This window comes from Marinitoga lauensis (genome assembly GCF_004135675.1).
GTDB classification, from domain to species: Bacteria; Thermotogota; Thermotogae; order Petrotogales; family Petrotogaceae; genus Marinitoga; species Marinitoga lauensis.
Genome location: NZ_QHLX01000001.1, coordinates 1 through 16,590, shown reverse-complemented (window position 1 = coordinate 16,590; position 16,590 = coordinate 1). Strand labels below are relative to the sequence as shown.

At 24.7% G+C, this 16,590-nt stretch carries 18 protein-coding genes and 1 pseudogene; 7 read left to right on the top strand and 12 right to left on the bottom strand.

What is annotated here, in order from left to right; translation table 11 throughout:
* Positions 1-79: 79 nt before the first annotated feature.
* From DJ007_RS16545 to DJ007_RS16540, 3 genes are all read left to right on the top strand, one after another.
* The gene (locus DJ007_RS16545) at positions 80-628 is read left to right on the top strand and encodes a hypothetical protein (protein ID WP_129407805.1); all 549 of its coding nucleotides are present in this window, start codon (positions 80-82) and stop codon (positions 626-628) included.
* On the top strand, positions 625-759 hold the full coding sequence (locus DJ007_RS18490) for a hypothetical protein (protein ID WP_276318582.1): 135 nt from the start codon (positions 625-627) through the stop codon (positions 757-759). Before DJ007_RS16545 ends, DJ007_RS18490 begins: the two co-directional genes overlap by 4 nt.
* 90 nt (positions 760-849) lie before the next feature.
* On the top strand, positions 850-1,524 hold the full coding sequence (locus DJ007_RS16540; protein ID WP_240739113.1) for a hypothetical protein: 675 nt from the start codon (positions 850-852) through the stop codon (positions 1,522-1,524).
* Positions 1,525-1,605: 81 nt separating this feature from the next.
* On the opposite strand, the gene DJ007_RS16535 is transcribed toward DJ007_RS16540, so the two are convergent.
* The 3 genes and pseudogenes from DJ007_RS16535 to DJ007_RS00050 all read right to left on the bottom strand — a co-directional run bounded on the left by DJ007_RS16535 (position 1,606) and on the right by DJ007_RS00050 (position 3,606).
* Positions 1,606-2,181: an ATP-binding cassette domain-containing protein gene (locus DJ007_RS16535; RefSeq protein ID WP_240739196.1), complete on the bottom strand. Its 576-nt coding sequence runs from the start codon at positions 2,179-2,181 to the stop codon at positions 1,606-1,608.
* A 255-nt stretch (positions 2,182-2,436) separates the two neighbouring features.
* A pseudogene (locus DJ007_RS00055) lies at positions 2,437-3,239 on the bottom strand (ABC transporter transmembrane domain-containing protein); the annotation flags it as partial.
* Positions 3,217-3,606 (bottom strand): hypothetical protein, encoded by a 390-nt coding sequence (locus DJ007_RS00050; RefSeq protein ID WP_129407802.1) that lies wholly within the window; start codon positions 3,604-3,606, stop codon positions 3,217-3,219. The pseudogene DJ007_RS00055 and the gene DJ007_RS00050, both read right to left, overlap by 23 nt.
* 706 nt (positions 3,607-4,312) lie before the next feature.
* Between DJ007_RS00050 and DJ007_RS16530 the strand changes: the two genes are divergently transcribed.
* The 3 genes from DJ007_RS16530 (at position 4,313) to DJ007_RS00040 (ending at position 6,217) form a co-directional block, all read left to right on the top strand.
* Positions 4,313-4,687: a hypothetical protein gene (locus DJ007_RS16530; RefSeq protein ID WP_240739112.1), complete on the top strand. Its 375-nt coding sequence runs from the start codon at positions 4,313-4,315 to the stop codon at positions 4,685-4,687.
* Positions 4,665-4,844, top strand: coding sequence for a hypothetical protein (locus tag DJ007_RS16525; RefSeq protein WP_240739111.1), 180 nt, complete (start codon positions 4,665-4,667; stop codon positions 4,842-4,844). Before DJ007_RS16530 ends, DJ007_RS16525 begins: the two co-directional genes overlap by 23 nt.
* A gap of 125 nt (positions 4,845-4,969) precedes the next feature.
* Positions 4,970-6,217: an IS256 family transposase gene (locus DJ007_RS00040; protein WP_129407801.1), complete on the top strand. Its 1,248-nt coding sequence runs from the start codon at positions 4,970-4,972 to the stop codon at positions 6,215-6,217.
* Positions 6,218-6,504: 287 nt separating this feature from the next.
* Here DJ007_RS00040 and DJ007_RS00035 read toward each other — a convergent pair whose 3' ends face one another.
* From DJ007_RS00035 to DJ007_RS18485, 9 genes are all read right to left on the bottom strand, one after another.
* Positions 6,505-8,064 carry an ATP-binding protein gene (locus tag DJ007_RS00035; protein WP_129407800.1) on the bottom strand — a complete coding sequence of 520 codons (1,560 nt, stop codon included), beginning with the start codon at positions 8,062-8,064 and terminating at the stop codon, positions 6,505-6,507.
* A 77-nt stretch (positions 8,065-8,141) separates the two neighbouring features.
* Positions 8,142-9,704: an ATP-binding cassette domain-containing protein gene (locus DJ007_RS00030; RefSeq protein WP_206075967.1), complete on the bottom strand. Its 1,563-nt coding sequence runs from the start codon at positions 9,702-9,704 to the stop codon at positions 8,142-8,144.
* Positions 9,705-10,065: 361 nt separating this feature from the next.
* Positions 10,066-11,673, bottom strand: coding sequence for an IS1634 family transposase (locus tag DJ007_RS00025; RefSeq protein WP_129407798.1), 1,608 nt, complete (start codon positions 11,671-11,673; stop codon positions 10,066-10,068).
* A 111-nt stretch (positions 11,674-11,784) separates the two neighbouring features.
* Complete coding sequence (locus tag DJ007_RS00020) at positions 11,785-12,132, bottom strand: hypothetical protein (protein WP_129407797.1); 348 nt, start codon at positions 12,130-12,132, stop codon at positions 11,785-11,787.
* A gap of 77 nt (positions 12,133-12,209) precedes the next feature.
* Complete coding sequence (locus DJ007_RS00015) at positions 12,210-12,932, bottom strand: ABC transporter ATP-binding protein (RefSeq protein WP_129407796.1); 723 nt, start codon at positions 12,930-12,932, stop codon at positions 12,210-12,212.
* Positions 12,933-12,943: 11 nt separating this feature from the next.
* Positions 12,944-13,597, bottom strand: coding sequence for an ABC transporter permease (locus DJ007_RS00010; RefSeq protein ID WP_240739110.1), 654 nt, complete (start codon positions 13,595-13,597; stop codon positions 12,944-12,946).
* Positions 13,598-13,917: 320 nt separating this feature from the next.
* Positions 13,918-14,067 (bottom strand): hypothetical protein, encoded by a 150-nt coding sequence (locus DJ007_RS14400; RefSeq protein WP_165973913.1) that lies wholly within the window; start codon positions 14,065-14,067, stop codon positions 13,918-13,920.
* Between the two features lie 12 nt (positions 14,068-14,079).
* A complete protein-coding gene (locus tag DJ007_RS00005) occupies positions 14,080-15,012 on the bottom strand; it encodes a radical SAM/SPASM domain-containing protein (RefSeq protein WP_276318612.1) in 933 nt (310 codons plus the stop codon).
* 603 nt (positions 15,013-15,615) lie between these two features.
* Complete coding sequence (locus DJ007_RS18485; protein WP_276318581.1) at positions 15,616-15,747, bottom strand: hypothetical protein; 132 nt, start codon at positions 15,745-15,747, stop codon at positions 15,616-15,618.
* A gap of 292 nt (positions 15,748-16,039) precedes the next feature.
* On the opposite strand from DJ007_RS18485, the gene DJ007_RS14395 reads away from it, so the two are divergent.
* Positions 16,040-16,192 carry a hypothetical protein gene (locus DJ007_RS14395; protein ID WP_165973912.1) on the top strand — a complete coding sequence of 51 codons (153 nt, stop codon included), beginning with the start codon at positions 16,040-16,042 and terminating at the stop codon, positions 16,190-16,192.
* Positions 16,193-16,590: the final 398 nt, after the last annotated feature.

The following is a 16,590-nucleotide window of genomic DNA, read 5'->3' as shown; positions in this document are numbered from 1 at the left end:
CCGTAACTCAATCTTAATCGAACTGCTTATTTTAAGTTTTTGTTTCGATATTTATAATTTTTTGTTTAAGAGGTGTTTTATGAAACATTATTCCTTAAATAAGCTAATTGATATTATAGAATATGGAGCTTTTTCTAAACCTATTGTGAATTATATTATAACTAATACTGAAGATGAAGGGTTGGTTTATTATCTTTTATGCTTAAAATCCATATGGAAAAACAAATACAGAGAAGCTTTTAAATATGCTGAACTCGTTACTACTACTACTAAAATTTTAAATGAACTTGCTACCCTTGAAAAGATTAGTATTTTATTCAATAATAATAAAATTAAAAAAGCTAATATTGAACTAAGAAAGATTAAAAATAATATTCAATCTCTTAATAAAAAAGCAAGAAAAATTATTATTCCTGCTTTAAGATTTATGGAGATAAGATTTTCAAATTCAATTGATGATAAACTTATTAGATATTGGAGTGAAGAGTATGAAAGTAGTTATGCACAGAAATCATTATTAAAATATTCTGAAGCAAGAAAATATTTAAATAATAAAGATTTTTTAAAGCTTTTGATTTGTTTATTGAAGGTTTTAACCTTGCAAAAAAGTTTCCACATCCTACCATGATCTGTTCTGGATTAAATAATGCTGCATGGTGGATAAGGAATATTGATAAAAGGGAAGCTTTATATGTAGCAAATTTACTGGAGTATTATATCGGTTATTATTTTGAAGATTTATTTAAAATTTATAATTAGTTCGATACTATTTTTGATGTTTATTCAATTAATAATTATATTGGTTTATATGATATTTCAAGAATTACGAATGAATTGAAAGAAAATTCTTTGAATATAAGTATTGATAATAAATTTAATAAAGATTTTTATGATAGTTCTAATAAAAAACATATTAGTTTTTTATTTAAAAATAACATTAATCAAATTACGACTATATTTGATTCTAATTTCTCAATTGTATTTTTTGCTACATATTCATCATTAATAAAAAAAACATTTTTTACCAAAAATAATATTTTAAGATTGATTTTTGAAGGAGATAAAGATAAAATCATCAAATATTTTTCAAGAGATTATGAGAAGATGTATTTTTTTAACTTGATGTTATCAGATTTTCATGAAGAAAATCTGATAAATAATCTTTATAATAATTTTCATTTCACTGAAGATATACTTTCTGCCAAAGCCAGTTTATTTTATATTGCTAGAAAAAATTTAATTTTGAAGTTATTAAAGAATATGAAAAACAAAAAAGAATTTATTGTTAATTATTTTAATTTATCTGATAATGAAAAAAATATTTTCGATGTGTTTTTAAGGAATGCTGTTAGGTATGATATAAAATGGGCTATTATTCCAAAAGTTGATGGTAATTTGAAATCTTTTGCTTTGAAGTATAACATTACTCAAAAAAGGGTTGCTTTAGGCTATTACTCTTTTGAAGATGAGGAAAGAACTTTTCTTGATTCTATTATTGAGAAGTTTTTATCGGGTAACATGTAAATTTTGTGTAAATCCAATTGAGAATTTATACAAATTAACATATTCCGTGATACATTGTAAAAAAGTAGAAGGGCGAACCCTTCATTCTACCACCTCCTTCCTTTCCTCAAAAATTTTATTATCAATTATGTTATAAATTTTATCAGCAATATCATCAAATAGATTTTCATGGGATACAACTAATATTATCTTTTCCTTTTTTAATTTACTCAAGTAGTTTTTAATATTTTCCTTGGTCTTATAATCAAGATTTGAAAGGGGTTCATCTAATAATAAAATATTTTTTTCTTTTGAAAAATATAAAACTCTTGCCAGATGTATTTTTTGTTTTTCACCTAATGAAATATTCAAATTTTGGAAATTTATTTTTTTATCTAAATTATTTATATTTAGCATAGAAATTATCTCTTTTAGATATTGTGGATTTTCTGTATTGTTAAATGTAATATTTGTTTTCACATCGCCTTCAAAAAGATATACAGGATTATATAAATATGAACAACTTTCAATAAAGTCTTTAGAAAAAGAAAATACAGAATTCTTTTTATTTTTTTTGATTATTTCAGGTGAGGATATTTGCGTTAATAAATTTAAAATGGTTGTTTTTCCGCTTCCATTTTTTCCTTTTATAATATATAATCCATTATCTTTATTCATTATAAAATTTTCTATTTCTAATAATTTTTCTTTATTTTCCGTATATATTGTACAATCCTTTATTTCTATAATGTTATCTTTATTATTACTTTCTAAGATTAAATTTTTTCCTTCATTATAATTATAAAATTCATCTATTCTATTTAATATTCCTTTATTTGAATGTTTTTCTACAATTGCCTGAGCAATTTGACTTAATGGTTCAAAAAGCATACTTAAATATTGTGAGAACATTATTAAACTTCCCAATGTCATTTTTTGTGAAATTACATAATATCCACCAATGCTCATTATTATAAAAGAAGATAATGTATTTACAAACATAGGTACTTCTTTTCCAAAATTATACCAATATGAATATTTTAATCTAATACTTCTCCATTCTTCTAATTTTTTTTCAAATATCTTTTCAAAATATTTTTCTTTCTGATATAAATTAATATGAATCTTTCCTTCTATATTCTTATTTGCATTTGTAATAAACTCATCAGCTTTAATTCGTTCTAATTTTGAATATTGTTCCAGTTTTTTCTTATTTATTCCATAGAAAATACATATAAAGGAATAAATATCGCACTTATTAAAGATAAAATTGGATTTATTATAAATAAGATTATATATCCTGTAATTACCCTTAATATCCCAATAGTTAAAGTTCCTAAATAAGTAATCATTACATTAGCATATGTTCCACTATCTGAAATAAGATAATTTAATAATTGTCCTTTGTCAAAATTTTTGTAATTATATTTTTTTATTTTAAATATTTTTTTCAGTATTATTTTTTTTAATTTCACAGAAAAATATAATGGTATTTTATCCCATTGATATTTTAAAAAATAAAAAATATATATATGCAAAAATACTGAAAATCCCAATCCCAGAAATAACCAGATTTTTAATCCTTTAATACTATTAGTGCTTATAATATCATCAATTAAATATTTAGTAAATAGCGGTAATACATAATATAAACATATTCCTATAAATGAAAATAATATCAATTCTATTATTTTTACTAAATTCTTTTTTTCTCTAAACTCTAGAATTTTTTTCATTAATTGTTGCCTCCTCATAATATAGTTTTATCAAGTCATTCAAAATATATTTTTCTGGTATACATTTTTCAAGTTTTTTTGTTTCGAGCAAAAAACATCCTCCCATACACCATGGTAATACTTTACAATTTAAACGTTCTCCCGAGAATGGATTTCTTAATATTTTTTTATAATAATTCTTTTCATTTTTTTCCTCTATTTTTGGATTTTCAATATAAAAATTTTTATAAATTTTATAATACTTCTCATTTAATTCAAGCATTCCATGGGTGAATGTATTAAAAATAATCCAGGCATCATCTTTTTTTATTTCAACATTAAATCTTGAATTTTTATATTTTTGAGATTTATTTTTTATCTTATCCATAATGTCACCTCGCTAATCCAATTTTTATATATAAATATATTTGTCTTATAAAACCTCATATGCTATAATTTAAGTATATTCCACAAATAAAATTTGGTATAAACCTTTTTGCTATTTATATTTTTTGTTTTTTACTCAGTAATATCATTTTAAATATGAGTATTGGTTGAATCGGTTTTATATTTATCCTCATTATCGCCTGCAAAAATAATATTTGTTGAAATTAATAAAAGAGTAATAAATAAAAGCACTATTTTTTTCATCCCATCACCTCCAATTGTTATTTTAGCAATTCTAACATGGTTTTCAACTATTACTACAATGTTAATAAGTCTCTATTTATCAGGATTTTAATTTTGCAATAAAATTACATTTCTGTTATAAGGTTTATGTAACATTATTTTGTGAATTATATAATGTGTTTTAGTAGTATATTTTATATAATAATTCTTTTTATTTCACTTTTTAAAAAATAGCGAGAATTTCGATTTTAAATTTTAGTAAATTATGTAACATTTTGGTTGGTGATAATATATGAAGATTAATAAAATGTTTCTTAAAAATATCATAGATATAGTCGAGTACGGAAGTTTTTCAAAACCAATCCGTATGAAATAAAAAATGAATTATATAAAATGCATATAAATAAAATCTTTAAGGATAATATAATCAAATTAAAAAAGAAAATGAAAGAAAGATACCAAAATTGTTTTTTGCAACATATACAGCATTAATAGAAAAACCACATTTTACAAAAAGTCATGTTTTAAGATTGATTTTTGAAGGAAATAAAGATAAAATCATTAAATACTTTTCAAGGGATTATGAGAAGATGTATTTTTTTAACTTGATGTTATCAGATTTTCATGAAGAAAATCTGATAAATAATCTTTATAATAATTTTCATTTCACTGAAGATATACTTCCTGCCAAAGCCAGTTTATTTTATATTGCTAGAAAAAATTTAATTTTGAAGTTATTAAAGAATATGAAAAACAAAAAAGAATTTATTGTTAATTATTTTAATTTATCTGATAATGAAAAAAAATATTTTCGATGTGTTTTTAAGGAATGCTGTTAGGTATGATATAAAATGGGCTATTATTCCAAAAGTTGATGGTAATTTGAAATCTTTTGCTTTGAAGTATAACATTACTCAAAAAATGGTTGCTTTAGGCTATTATTCTTTTGAAGATAATGAAAGAGCTTTTCTTGATTCTATTATTGAAAAATTTTAGAGGCCATAAAAATTATTTAAGGTCTCTTTTTGCAAAGCAAAAGAGACCTTAAATAATTTTATGTAAATGGAAAAAATACCCTCTTCTTGGTATGGTAAAATAAAACCAAGAAGGGGGTTTTTAAAATGGCAAAGAGAAAAAAGAGAGAAGAAAGTAACATAGAAAAATTAGCAAAGTTAATAGCAAGGGATCCAGAAGTAAAAACAATGAAAGATGTGCATGAAAAATTAAAAGAATTGATGGGACCAATAATACAGGAAATATTGGAAGCGGAATTAGAAGAAGAGTTAGGATATGAGAAATACGATAAAGAAAACAAGATGACAGATAATTCCAGAAACGGATATAGTTCAAAAACAGTAAAAACAAGTATGGGAGAAATGGAATTAAAAATACCAAGGGATAGGAAAGGGGAATATGAACCAAGATTAATACCGAAATATAAAAGAGATATATCAGATATAGAAAGCAGAATAATAGGGATGTACGGATTAGGATTAAGTACAAAAGATATAGCTAAAAATATAGATGATATATATGGTGTAGAACCATCAGCAGAGATGATAAGTAAAATAACAAATAAAATATTACCAGAAATACGAGAATGGCAAAGCAGACCATTAGAAGAAATATATACATTCGTATTCATGGATGGAATAGTATTTAAAGTAAAAGAAGATGGAGAAATAATAAAAAAGACGGCATATGTTGTAATAGGTGTAAATATAGATGGATTTAAAGAAGTGCTTGGAATATACATAGGTGAGATAGAATCAGCAAAATTCTGGTTAAGGGTATTAAATGATTTAAAAAATAGAGGGGTAAAAGATATATTAATAGCTTCAGTAGATGGATTAACAGGATTTCCTCAAGCAATAAAAGCAGCATTCCCAGATACAGTAGTGCAAAGATGTATAATACATCAAATAAGAAATACATTAAAATACGTTAATTACAAAGATAGGAAAGAATTTGTAAATGACTTAAAAAAAGTATATAAAGCACCAAATAAAGATGTAGCTTTTGCTAATTTACAGGATTTAAAAGATAATAGATGGTCAAAATACAGATTAGCATTAGAAAGTTGGGAAAAACACTGGGAAACAATATCGCCATATTTTGATTATGGAGAACCAGTAAGAAAAATAATGTATACAACCAATGTAATAGAATCATTGAATAGACAATATAGAAAAGCAACTAAGAACAAAACCTCATTCCCAAATGACGATGCATTAATGAAAATACTATATTTAGCAACAATAAACGCAACAAAAAGATGGACAGCTCGATATAGAGACTGGAGTAAAGTCCTAAACGAACTATCCATCTTTTTCAAAAACAGAATTACAAAATACATATACAACAGTTAATATAGCTAAAATACAATAACAAATAATACTAAAAAATATAAAAATTAATAATGTTAAATCTTGCAGTAGAAATTGCAAAAGGGTTTTTATTCCAAAAACCACCATCAAAAATTACTAAAAATAACTATTAAAGCTTATTAGAATGCAGTCGATTATTCATATGAAAAAATCAAAAAATAACAATCAATTTTTTATTATTTTATTACCATCCAAGAAGAGGATTTACACAAAATTTTACAGGCTACCAAGCAAAATTATTTTTTCTATTTTTTATATAATAATTATTCCTAAAATCCTTCACGTAGCGAAGTGTCTTTTTCAATAATATAATCCTCAATATTTCTTTTTTCTGAACTTATGTTTATTCCTATGAGATATATCTCTTTTCCTCTGTATTTTTCATAGTATTTCTTCTCTTTTATCTGTTTTATCGCCTCTTCTGCACTTTTATCTAATTTTGCTTCAATTATATATACCCTTTCATTAAATTCTAATACCACATCACTTCTCCCAATATTTGTCATTTCTTCTGCTCTTACATTTAATCCGGCTATTGCCAGTATTGCAAATATTAATGAGTGATAATATCTTTCTTCTTTTTCATGTAGATTATACGGTATTGAACTTATTACTTTTTTTATTTCTTCTATTAATCCTTCTATATCATTGTCATATATTTTTTCATATATTATATTTTCTGCTTCATCTAATCCTTTTAATCCATAGTTTGCTTCTAATATTAATCTTGAGAAACTGCTTTTTACTTCTATGTTTGGATAGTCGAGTATATATTTTTCTTTTAATCCCAATTTTTTTATTCCTTTAAAGGTTAAATATCCTGCCTGTGTGAAGAATATATTTGCATTTGCATCTTCTATTTCTCTTGTTGAGAAATCCATTGCACTTACTGTTTCCTTTACTAAATCCTCATAGGTTATCTTTCTGTTTTTTATGTATTCGTATAAGAATGATGGAGATCCACTTTCAAACCAGTAATTTTGAAATTTCTTTTCTTCAAAAAATTTTAATATTGAAAATGGATTATATACATAATGTTCTCCATCAAATGAAAATCCATTATAATACTCTTTTAATCCTTTTAATAATTCTTCTTCACTTATTCCCATTTCTTCTGATGTTTCTTTTATATGGTCTTTGAAATAAAATTCTAATTCTTCCTGTGTATATCCTAACATCTGTGAGTATTTTTTGTTTAATGATATATCGTTTAAATTATTTAATGCAGAGAATACTCCTGTTTTTGTGAATTTCGTTATTCCGGTTATGAATACGAACTTTATGTATTCATCTTTTGTTTTTATTTTTTTATAAAACTCCCTTAGAAATCTTCTTACTTTTTCTGCTTCTTTTTTGTTGTTTAGATGTTCTAATATTGGTGCTTCATATTCGTCTATTAATATTACCACTCTTTTTTTATGTTTTTTGCTTAATCCAGTTATTAAGTTTCCAAACATCGTTGGTAAATCATCTGTTGTTGGTTCTATTTCCTGTTCTTTATATAATTCATTAATTTTATCATATAATGATTTAATAAATTCTTCATATGAGTTCAGATTATTATCAGACATATCCAGTTTTATTATTGGATATTCTTTAAATTCCCATCTATCATATATATATGTATCCTTAAATAATTCTTTTTCTCCTTTGAATATATAATATAATGTTGATACTGTTAAACTCTTTCCAAATCTTCTTGGGCGAGATAAAAATATTGGTACTTCTGAACTTATCAGGTCATATATATATTTTGTTTTATCTACATATACATAATTTCCTTCTATTATCTTTTTATAATCCTGTACCCCTATTGGCAATTTTTTCATCGATTCCACCTCCTGATTCAATTATATCATATCAATAATAAAATGAGGCTTTTGCCTCATTTATTTTTAATATGAGCTTATACATTTTTCATTTTCACAAAGTTCCTGTAGATTTTACTGTATAATTTTTGATTTTTGACTAATTCATCGTGTTTCCCTTTTTCTATTATTTTTCCTTTATCAATAACTATTATTTCATCTGCCAATTCTTTTATGACATTTATTTTATGCGATATTATTATGCCATTTTTATTTTCAATATATTTTTTCAATATTTTGAGATTTTTTTCTTCTGATATTGCATCAAGACTTGTAAATGGTTCATCTATTATAAATGGTCCATTATGTTCTGGCAATAAAAATCTTGCCATACACACTCTATTCTTTTCTCCACCAGATATTTTTTTACCTCTTTGACCTAACTTTCTATTTTCCAATTTTTCAAGTTCCAATTCCGATATTATATTTTCATATTTTTCCCGTATGTAGTAATTCCGTGAAAATAGTACTTCAGCTATAAATGATATATTAATTTTATTGTTTCTAATTTTTTCTGTTATTTCATACAGGATTTTCTCCTTTTCTGTATAACAGTCATTAATATTATATATTTCATATATCATTTCTATATATTCATTGTTTAGTGTTTTAATATTCAAAGGCTCTTTCATTTTTTTTATTTCTTCCATAAATTTAAATAATTGATTTTTGTAATTTTTCAACTTTTCCATGTATTCATTCTCAGGTAATCCAATTTTTCCAAGAGTCACATTAAAATTCAAATCTTCATCAAATATTTCCATTTCCTGTGAATAATACTTTATACTGGAATAAATAAAAGGTTTATGTATTTTTCTTACATCAATATTTCCTAATTCCACATATCCTTTAAGAGGAGATATTTCTCCAAAAATCATTTTTAATATTGTACTTTTTCCTTCTCCAGATAAACCCACAAGACCTATTTTTTTATTTATTTCCAGATTAAGGTTTTCTATTATCTCCGCATTGGAATATGAAAATGAACAATTGTTTATTTTTATTGTATTATTTTCAGGTAAATATAATTTTGGCTTTTTTAAAAGATTATCTTCTATTCGCTTATAAAACATTTCGAATTTATTTATATTAGAATATATTTCCTGAATTGAATCTATAGGTTTAAATACAATAGGAAAGTAGGATAATATTGCAATAAATGCTGATAATTCCAACTTCTCTTTCTGTATTTGAAACATTGCAAATATAAAAAATAACGTCAATACTATATTTTTTATGGCGGTTATCGCTGAATTACCAAATATAGATGCGTATGATGCTTTTTTAAAGTAATTATCTCTTTTTTTAAATAGTTCATATACCATATTTTCAAGTTTTAATATATTACCATATCCACTTATACTTCTTTTGTTTTCAATAAACTCTAACACTTTTGGATTTGTTTCAAATACCAGTTCCCGTGCTTTTGTAAAGTTATTTATATGTATTTTATTTGTTATCTTTATTATAGTAAATATTAATATATAAGAAACTATAATTAATGCCGGAAAAATCAATGTCCATTTTGCCGAGATTATTAACGCAACTAAACTTACCATAACACCTATAATCATGGAAAAGTAATTCTTTTTTAACAACATTGATATTTGTTCAGAATTCCCAAAAAGGCCTGTCATATATGCCCGGGTCCTCTTTGATCAATAATTTTATTATCCTGTCTCGTTATGGAAGACAATAGTTCATATTGTATTCGGCCCTTTAAACTTCTAAATAGATTTTCTAACAATAATGATTCTATTATATATATTATAGAAATGGTTAATCCTGATACAAGAAAAACAAGAATTAATCCGTTTTCAATATTATTTTTAATAATTGCATCTATTATATTCTTTTCCTGAGTTTGACAGTATTTATTTCAATAAAATTTGGAAAAGCTGTATTATTCTAAAAAACAGTTATTGTTAATTTTTTATTAAATACAAAAGTGTCATTACACCCCTAAATTTTATATTTTTCTTTGAATTCTGTATAGGGTGAAATTATTTTTGGTACAGGAATATTTAATGTATTTAATATTCTTTGTCCTAATTTATTTAAATTCATTCTCGCTACAAGATGTTGCTTTTGTGTTTTAAATTCAATGTATTCCATATTTTTAATAGCTTCTCTTATTTTTTCATGAGAGTATTCAACATTATTTTTTTCCAGTTCTAATTCTAGTGTTCTTTGAATTATGTAAGATATGAAACTCATTACAATATGTCCTTTTATTCTTTTTGGTGTCCAATGAAATACCGGTCTTGTTTCAAGATAATTTTTTAATGTTCTAAATGTTTCTTCTACTTTCCATAATGTATGATATTGTTCTAATATTTCTTTTGGAGATAGTTTTGTGTTTGTTATTATTCCATAGTATCCATCGTATTTTTCATCATTTTCTATTTTTTCTATGTCCAGTATATAATTTTGTTTATTCTGTTCTTTTAAATATTTTTTCGCTCCTCTTTTACTTTTTGAATCTATATTTCCTTCTTCTAACATTTTTTTCGCTTTTTCTATTAATCGTAGTCTATCTGCTCTGTCTTTTTTGGCTCTTTCTTCTGAATATATTATGAGTAATCTTTTATTTTCATATTCTACTTCTCTATATTTTATTCCTTTTGCTAGTTCTATGAATTCTCCTTCAAATATATTTACTTTTTTTATTTGTTTTATTGATTTTCCTACTATGAATTCATAATTAGAATTTTCTACTACTTCTATATTTTTTTTACTCATCATTCCTCTATCTGCTACTACTATTACTTTTCCTAATTGATATTCTTTTTTCATTTTTTCTATTGAATCTTTAAATGTATGCCCTTCAAATGTATTTCCTGCATATATATCAAAACTAACTGGCATTCTATCCTGATCTATTGACATCCCTAATACTATTTGTGATTCATTAAATTTCTTATCTTTTGAATATCCCATTTGTAATATTTCATTTGTTTGTTGTGTTTCAAACGCTAATGTCGTTACATCGTAAAATACTAAATCTACCGTTGTATTAAACAAACTTATCCTTTGATTATACATATGTTTTTCTATCGACTCTTTATTATCTGCCAATATATCCAATGTTCTGTATAACCAGTGCAGCATTACATCTTTTTCTTCCAGGTCTTTTTCTTTTTTAACTTCCACTTTGTTATATCCAAAATACTCTAAATTATTAAATATTCCCAATTTACTTTTCGGTTCTACTATTCTATTCATCACCATTATTTTTAGCATCTCTTCTGCATTGTATTTTATTTCTTTATCCAGTCTTTCAAAATATCTTTTCATCTCATATCTTTCAAATATCTTATTTACTATTACTTTGGCTCCGTAATTTCTTTTATCTGGTGCTTTTTTTATATCTTCCGTATCAATATAATTTTTTAAATCAAATATTTGTATGAGTTTATTTACTATATTTTTCGCTTCATTTTCACTAAAAGAGTCAATCCTTCCTAAGTTTGCAACAGTTCTTTGCTTTATCTTACCATTTTCCCTATAACTTTCAACAATTCTTAAATATTCAACACCTTTGTTATTTTTAACTACTCTCAAAAACACAAAAATCACCTCTTGATTTCATAATACCATTACTTATTATACCACAAAAATATTATGAAATCAAGAATATAACGCTATTGTTAAAAATATTTGTGTCACTACAAAAATTTTTCAACCCCAATTTTCACCCTTTTCATCGTCGCAAACCCGCATTCTACCGTTTCGATTTTTCAAAAATCTTGAATTTGCTGTCAAACTCAGGAATAGATTTTCTAACAATAATGATTCTATTATATATATTATAGAAATGGTTAATCCTGATACAAGAAAAACAAGAATTAATCCGTTTTCAATATTATTTTTAATAATTGCATCTATTATATTCTTTTGAAGTAATGGCAATATTATAGTGAGAATATTCACTATAATTGAAATTAACATTATAAAAAGCACATTTCGTTTTATTTTCTTTCCAAATCTTGAAGATACAAATTTAAAAATAATTTTTATTTTACCCATATTCAACTCCTTTCATTGAGAGATACTTAAAATCTATTTTAGATGCGAAGAATATTAGTGAAGCATAGGCATTCGCCTTATTTTATTAATTCCAGTAACCGCTCTTCATTCTTTCTTGTTGTTTTTTCCAGTAATTCTCCTGTTTTTCTGTCTGTTATTATTTCTCCTTTTTTTAATACCACTATTCTATCCGTTTTTTCTATTTCACTAACATCATGACTCGCCAATATTATCGTTTTTCCATTTTTGGATAATTCTTCCATTATTTCATATATCTTTATCTTTGTTTCTATATCCACTCCATTTGTCGGTTCATCCAATAAATATATTTCCGCTTCTTTTATTAATGCTCTTGCTAAATTTAATCTCCTCTTCATTCCTGTTGATGCTTCCATATATTTAATCTTTCTGTTTTCGTATAGTCCCATCTCTTTTAATCCTTTTTCCACTTTCTTTTTTAATTCTTTTCCTGTTAGGTTATTTAACATTCCAAAGAAGTTTAGATTTTCTTCTAAACTCAATCTGTAGTAAAATGACCTTTCATTTGATGTTGCTATCGATATTAATTTTTTTATTTGTTTTACTTCTTTTTTTATGTCATATCCCTTTATTTTTATTTCTCCTTCATCGGGTATTATAAACATTCCTATTGTTTTTATTAATGTTGTTTTTCCTGCTCCGTTAGGTCCAAATATTGTTATTTTTTCTCCTCTGTTTATTGTAAGATTTATGTTTTTTAATGCTTTTATTCTATTTTTGTATATTTTTGTCAGATTTTTTATTTCTATTATTGTTTCCATTTTTTCACTTCCTAATATTGCGATATTGTGCCATATTTCCTGGCTTTATCAAAACTATTTTTAAACCAGTATATTCCTATTGGTAATATTATTATTGTCATTATTATTAATATTATTATATCTTCTTTTATTTGATATAAACTATATCCTTTTATGAGTGTTTTTCTTAATCCATCCATTGCATATGTTGTTGGTAATATATAGGATATTCCTCTTAACCATTTTGGAAGTATTTCTACAGGATAATATATTCCTGAAAACATTCCTGTTAGAAATGAATATATCCAGCTTACTGGATCTCCCTTTTTGGTTATTACAATGAATCCAGCACTTAATAGTCCTATTCCGCTTAGACTTATCATTGTTATTATTAATAGTATTATTGAAGCTATTATATTCATTTTTATTTCCACGTCAAATGTATATATTAAAAATATAAAGACTATTCCTGTGTTTAATATTGTAAATACCAATTTTGAAAATATGGTGTATATAAACACTTCCCATAATGGCGTTTCAGACAGAAGCAGATATTCTATTGTTCCCATTACCTGCTCCTGTCTTATTACATTCTTAAATGTTGTCAGGGAGAGAGTGGTATAACTCATGAATACACTTCCAGATATGAAATATGCAAGTATGTTTCCGCCATACTGTTCAATCATGGGGAAGTAATTACCTTGAGCTATAAACCTGCCCATGAATCCAAATTGTAATAATCCAGAAATCCACTCAGTATTCCCAACACTGCCTGTGTTTTATAGCTTTTCCATATTAATATGTCTCTTGCAAGAAAATACAAAAACTTTTTTATTATTTTCATAATTTCACCAGTTTAATTAAAATTCCTTTTACAAAAATTTTCGCCTTTACAATCACATAAAATTATACATAAATTACACCAGTGTATTAAACAATCAGGTCCTTTACAAGGACACCAGAATTCCTCTGAATATTCTTCATTTTTTCAATCCACTTCATTATTTCACTCCTTTACTTCTAAACAAACACCTTCACCTTCACAATTACATTCAAAAATATGAAAAGTGTGTCTAAACCAATCAAAGAAGCCTTCTAACCATTTGAACCAACAAATCTTTTCTTCTGGATTTTTTGGTTTTTCTATCCATGACATAGAAATCCCTCCTTATTTTACTGGTATTGGTAAAAAACCTTTTTTCAATTTTGCTTTTAGATGCATTTTTAGCATCTCTTCAAGATTATATTTGTACATTGTACAGCTTTCTTCATTTATTCCTCTATATTTAAACAATGTCTTATCAGGACAACCACCCATACATAATGGTAAAAACTTACAATTTTTACATTCTTCATAATTTAAAGGATTAAATGTATTCCATTTTAAATATCTATCAAAATTTTTATTTTTTTCATTTCCTTTTATATTTCCTATTGCTAATGTTTTTATTCCTACTTCATGCCAACATTTATACATGTATCCTTCTGGATCTATTACAAAACTATTTGGTTTTACTGCCCCACATTGTGAATACATTGGAGTTGGATATTTTATAATATTTATACCTTCTTCATATGCTTCTTTTACTTTTTCTTCCATGTATTTTGAACGATTTTTTATATCAATACAGTTTATTTCTATATCTCTACATACTTCTGTTGATACATCTACAAATGCAAGATACGGACTGCAATTTCCTTCTGTTAACCTTTCATTTTTTAGATATTTTAATAATTCAATTATTTTATCTTCATTTGTTTTATCTATGTTTATCCTTATACTTATATGTTCAAAATAATCTTTTACTTCTTTTACATTGTTTATTATTGTATCAAAACTACCTTTTCCATTGATCAAAGGTCTTCTTTTATCATGAATTTCTTTTGGCCCATCTATTGTTATTTGAACTGTTTTTACCTTTAATTTTTTTAATTCCTTTGCTATTTTTGCATTTAACAAATATCCGTTTGTGACTATTGATGCATTATATTTTATACTATTATTTTCACAAAGTTTTATAAATTCTTTTGATAATTCTTTTATTGTTTTTAAATCTAATAGCGGTTCTCCACCATACCAAGATACCGATAAATAATTTATTTCATTCTCTACCTTCGTTCATGACATGAATTATCTCCTTGACAATTACATTTAAACAAACAACTTTCTCCAAAACACGGGCATATAAGTCTTAAAATTGCACAAGAAAATTCAAATTCAAGCATATAATCATTATTTTTTTCGATCCATTGCATACATTCACCTCCCAAAGTTTTTTATTTCTGAAATTAGTATTATTAATCCATTTTATGATAATTTTAAATTTTATAAAATAACTATCTTTTTTCATATTCCTAGGATTTTATTTCTTATTCTTTAAAACATTTAGTTATTGAACTATTGTACATGCTTCATAACATCCTCCTGGACCATTACAAGTACATAACCACCAGCAATCCAATAAACATATAGGTCCTTTGCAAGGGCACCAAAATTCAGTTTTTTTCTTTTCTTCGATTTTTTCAATCCATACCATTCATCTTCCCCTTTCTAATTTACCTATAAAAATTTACCCATAATTTTTAGCACTAAAGAAAAATCAGCCGGCTGAAAAATTTTGATTTTAGTTTATAAAACCACATTGTATTACAAAAGTATCATATGTTATAATATTAATGAAACAATTGAGCATAGAGCTGTTTTTTATTCAGAAACTTCAGTTTGAATTTGAGGATTGGTTGAATCGGTAGAATAAATATCTTCATTATTTTCATCACTGAAAATAATTATAGAAAACAAAAACATTATTAATATTAATAATATGATTTTTTTCACTTTTTCACCTCCACAATTTTCATTTTATCAATGAAATTTTATGGTTTTGTTAAACAAAACCAAAATAAAAATCCGCTATTTATCAATGCTTTAGAAACTGCAATTTTTTAATTTTTAATTAATTCGTTTTCTTTTACATTTATGTAATATTTTTTGTATTTCTCTTATATTAATAAATTCAAAAAATTTTTTCATGTTTTTTCATTTTGGATTTTTCCTTGGTTTTTAATTTTAACTTATTTTGAATTTTTATGAAACAATCATATTAAGATAGTTATACAAGGTGATTAAAATGGAAGCAATTTCTTTAAAAAAAATTATTAGTATTGTTGAATACGGTAAATATTCTCTTCCTATCCTTAATTATGTTATGGGAATTTTAGATAAAAAAAGTCATTTAAATTTATATATTGAATTATTAAAAGCTAAATGGAAAAAAACATAATATTGCTCTTAAATATGCAAATATTATTATTTCAACAACAACAACAATACTAAAAGAACTTACAAGATTTGAAAAGATAAAATTCTTATTATTTGCTAAAAAAGAATACTTTTTTGATTTTTCTGTTATTCCAGAGTATGTTAGAAATTTAATTTTCCAGGTTTAAAACATTTAAGTTCCATTTATAATGATGATTTAGGTGATATAAATATATGCAGTAATAAATATAATGAAAGTTATGTTCAGATGTCATTACTAAAATATTCTGAAGCAAGGAAGTTTAGAGATGAAAAGAAATATGATGAAGCATATAAGAAGGCTATTGAAGGATATATTTTAGCTAAAGAATTTCCTCATCCTACAATGATGTGTTCTGGATTAAATAATGCTGCGTGGTG

Bases quoted from the DNA above. Each gene is read 5' to 3' on its own strand.
- DJ007_RS16545 (WP_129407805.1), top strand. From the start codon at position 80: ATGAAACATTATTCCTTAAATAAGCTAATTGATATTATAGAATATGGA.
- DJ007_RS18490 (WP_276318582.1), top strand. From the start codon at position 625: ATGATCTGTTCTGGATTAAATAATGCTGCATGGTGGATAAGGAATATT.
- DJ007_RS16535 (WP_240739196.1), bottom strand. From the start codon at position 2,181: ATGAATAAAGATAATGGATTATATATTATAAAAGGAAAAAATGGAAGC.
- DJ007_RS00050 (WP_129407802.1), bottom strand. From the start codon at position 3,606: ATGGATAAGATAAAAAATAAATCTCAAAAATATAAAAATTCAAGATTT.
- DJ007_RS00040 (WP_129407801.1), top strand. From the start codon at position 4,970: ATGGCAAAGAGAAAAAAGAGAGAAGAAAGTAACATAGAAAAATTAGCA.
- DJ007_RS00035 (WP_129407800.1), bottom strand. From the start codon at position 8,064: ATGAAAAAATTGCCAATAGGGGTACAGGATTATAAAAAGATAATAGAA.
- DJ007_RS00030 (WP_206075967.1), bottom strand. From the start codon at position 9,704: ATGTTGTTAAAAAAGAATTACTTTTCCATGATTATAGGTGTTATGGTA.
- DJ007_RS00020 (WP_129407797.1), bottom strand. From the start codon at position 12,132: ATGGGTAAAATAAAAATTATTTTTAAATTTGTATCTTCAAGATTTGGA.
- DJ007_RS00015 (WP_129407796.1), bottom strand. From the start codon at position 12,932: ATGGAAACAATAATAGAAATAAAAAATCTGACAAAAATATACAAAAAT.
- DJ007_RS00010 (WP_240739110.1), bottom strand. From the start codon at position 13,597: ATGATTGAACAGTATGGCGGAAACATACTTGCATATTTCATATCTGGA.
- DJ007_RS14400 (WP_165973913.1), bottom strand. From the start codon at position 14,067: ATGTCATGGATAGAAAAACCAAAAAATCCAGAAGAAAAGATTTGTTGG.
- DJ007_RS14395 (WP_165973912.1), top strand. From the start codon at position 16,040: ATGGAAGCAATTTCTTTAAAAAAAATTATTAGTATTGTTGAATACGGT.